4 protein-coding genes and 1 pseudogene are annotated in these 2507 nt (G+C 65.3%); 2 read left to right on the top strand and 3 right to left on the bottom strand.

All coding sequences use genetic code 11. From position 1 onward, the window contains the following. Positions 1 to 497, bottom strand: a pseudogene (locus tag Q1V87_RS07730) (hypothetical protein); the annotation flags it as partial. Positions 498 to 644: 147 nt separating this feature from the next. On the opposite strand from Q1V87_RS07730, the gene Q1V87_RS07725 reads away from it, so the two are divergent. Both Q1V87_RS07725 and Q1V87_RS07720 read left to right on the top strand, forming a co-directional pair. Continuing rightward, positions 645 to 1253, top strand: coding sequence for a vitamin K epoxide reductase family protein (locus tag Q1V87_RS07725; RefSeq protein ID WP_300591577.1), 609 nt, complete (start codon positions 645 to 647; stop codon positions 1251 to 1253). Between the two features lie 52 nt (positions 1254 to 1305). Next, the gene (locus Q1V87_RS07720) at positions 1306 to 1716 is read left to right on the top strand and encodes a hypothetical protein (protein ID WP_300591576.1); all 411 of its coding nucleotides are present in this window, start codon (positions 1306 to 1308) and stop codon (positions 1714 to 1716) included. Positions 1717 to 1758: 42 nt separating this feature from the next. Here Q1V87_RS07720 and ndk read toward each other — a convergent pair whose 3' ends face one another. Then, the gene (gene ndk, locus Q1V87_RS07715) at positions 1759 to 2175 is read right to left on the bottom strand and encodes a nucleoside-diphosphate kinase (RefSeq protein WP_292709311.1); all 417 of its coding nucleotides are present in this window, start codon (positions 2173 to 2175) and stop codon (positions 1759 to 1761) included. Positions 2176 to 2177: 2 nt separating this feature from the next. Further along, a partial coding sequence (locus Q1V87_RS07710) for a DUF4233 domain-containing protein (RefSeq protein WP_300591575.1) occupies positions 2178 to 2507 on the bottom strand: 330 nt, incomplete at its 5' end.

Below are 2507 nucleotides of genomic sequence, written 5' to 3'. Positions count from 1 at the left end.
AGTGGGGGAAGAGGCGCGACCTCGGGCGCATAGAACATCAGCGCAGTCGAAACCGCAGACACGAAGTTCTCGGGCAGCAGCCCGAGGCTCACAGCGGTGGGCGGACCCGTCGGCTCCTCGGTCGCCTCAGCCTCGTCGTTGCTCTCCGGCTCGACGGACGCGGGTTGCTCCGCAACACCCTCATCGATCACACTCTCCGGCGTGTCCGCCTCAGGAGCGACGACCGGAGCGTCCTCTGCAGGTGCTGAGTCGGTCAACGCGTCTTCCGCGGCGGTCTGCTCTACGGTCTCGGCGGTGACGAGGGCTTCGCTCAGGTCGTCCCGCACGCCTTCCGTGTCGGCTTCAGTTGTGTTCTGTACATCGTTCTCATCGCCCATGTCGGCGTACTCCTTGTCGAGCGACCCCGCGCGTCGCCCGACGACATCTCTGCGACCGGCAGGTCGCTCATCAACTCGGTGTGCAGCAGGCTCGAAGCTCACGCTGCGACGGGCAGCCATTGCCCGGAAGTCTGTGACGACATGTCCCGCGGCGCGGCCGCGGACTCGTCCCGGCAATTATCGCACTATCGGAGCACAAACACTCCATTGGTTCGAAGACCCACGCTTTCAGGCGACTCCTATGAAGACGGATGCCAGAATCGACGCATGCCCGAAGCATCCACTCGTCGCCCTGTCGGCCTCGCCATCTGGCTCATCCTCGCCGGCATCATCGGGTGGTACGCCGCCTTCAGTCTCACCGTCGAACGGTTCCACCTGCTCGCAGACCCGAACGCGACAGCCTCATGTGATTTCAGCATCCTGGTGCAGTGCACGGCGAACCTGCAGTCCTGGCAGGGCAGCGTCTTCGGCTTCCCGAACCCCATCCTGGGTCTTACAGGCTGGGTCGCACCGATCGTCGTCGGTGTGGCGTTGCTCGCCGGCGCACGCTTTGCTCGGTGGTTCTGGCTGCTGTTCTGGGCGGGGATGCTCTTCGCGTTCGGGTTCGTGATCTGGCTCATCAGCCAGAGCCTGTTCGTACTCGGAACCCTGTGCCCGTGGTGCATGGTGACCTGGAGCGTGACCATTCCCACGTTCTACGCGGTCACCGTTCATGCCATGCGCTCGGGTGCCTTCGGGGCATCGCCCGGCCTGCTCCGGTTCTCGCAAGGTCTCATGCGGTGGGTGCCGCTGGCAACCATCGTCAGTTACGGCATCATCGTCATCATCGCGCAGCTGGCGCCGACGCGCGCGCTCACCAACATCTTCGGCCTGTAAGCCTCGCTGCACTCCCTGGACGGGTTGAGGCTCACACGTCTAGCGTTGCGCCATGAATCGGTGCATCCGCATCGCCGCGATGGCGGCCCTTCTGGTGATCGCGGGCGCTCCACTCACAGCATGTCTGGCAGAACCGTCACGAGTCTGCGTGCCGACGCTGGCCGTTGATCCCGACAACCCGCGTCCAGGCAGAATCGTGGCCGTATCGACGACGAATGCCTGCCCGCTGCCGGGCGGCGCGGAGTTGACCGTTCGAATCCATCCCGCCGGCGAGACGATTCCCCTCGCGCAAGCGCGGGTCACGCCAAACCCCGACGGGTCGTTTTCGGTGTCGATCACTGTGCCGCCGACGATCCGCCCGGGACAAGCCGTAGCGTCGATCTCGAACTACTGGGACATCGCGACCTGCCCCGAGGGCGCGTCGTGCGCAGCGGCCGAGGTGGAGTTCACCGTCGTACGGTAGCGAGCACCACCACGCTGGCCACACCGAGGCACTGCAGAGTTCTCAGCCGAACCAGATCCCGAGCTCACGGGCGGCCGACTCGGGGCTGTCTGAGCCGTGGACGAGGTTCTGCTGGACGGCGAGCCCCCAGTCGCGGCCGAAGTCGCCGCGAATCGTTCCCGGCGCTGCCGTCGTGGGGTCGGTCGTGCCAGCGAGGGACCGGAAACCTTCGATGACCCGGTTGCCGGCAAGACGGATGGCGACCGACGGACCGGACATCATGAACTCGAGAAGCGGCTCGTAGAAGGCCTTGCCGGCGTGCTCGGCGTAGTGCTTCTCGAGTCGGTCGCGGTCCGGCTCGACCAGACGGATGTCGACGAGGGCGTATCCCTTCGCCTCGATGCGCGCGAGGATCGAGCCAGTCAGGCCCCTCGCAACACCGTCGGGCTTCACCAGAACGAGGGTCTCTTCGGTCGACATCGTTATTCTCCGTTCGAGGGTTCGGGGGGTGCCGCGCGTCGGGCGTTGCGAGCATCGATAGATGCCCCTTTGATCGTCGCATACGCCCACATGCCACCGAAAATGATCGCGACGATGACGAGTGCGGGCACGAGGAAGCCGCCCAGAAGTACGACGACCTGTAAAGCCCAGCCCACAGCGATCGCCCACGAGTGACGCAGCAGTCCGGCGGTGATGACCATCAACAGCGCCAGGACCGAACCCCCGATGATGCCCCACCACGGCTCGATCCCGTCAGGCAGCACGCGAAGGCCGTACACGACGAGGCCGCCGAGAAACACGATGATCGACTC

It is taken from the genome of Microbacterium sp. (assembly GCF_030149085.1).
Classification (GTDB): domain Bacteria; phylum Actinomycetota; class Actinomycetes; order Actinomycetales; family Microbacteriaceae; genus Microbacterium.
The sequence above is the reverse complement of the archived record's forward strand: the minus strand, read 5'-3'. Positions and strand labels throughout refer to the sequence as shown.

Excerpts from the sequence above, each read along its gene's own strand:
- Q1V87_RS07725 (WP_300591577.1), top strand. The coding sequence starts at position 645 with ATGCCCGAAGCATCCACTCGTCGCCCTGTCGGCCTCGCCATCTGGCTC.
- ndk (WP_292709311.1), bottom strand. The coding sequence starts at position 2,175 with ATGTCGACCGAAGAGACCCTCGTTCTGGTGAAGCCCGACGGTGTTGCG.
- Q1V87_RS07720 (WP_300591576.1), top strand. The coding sequence starts at position 1,306 with ATGAATCGGTGCATCCGCATCGCCGCGATGGCGGCCCTTCTGGTGATC.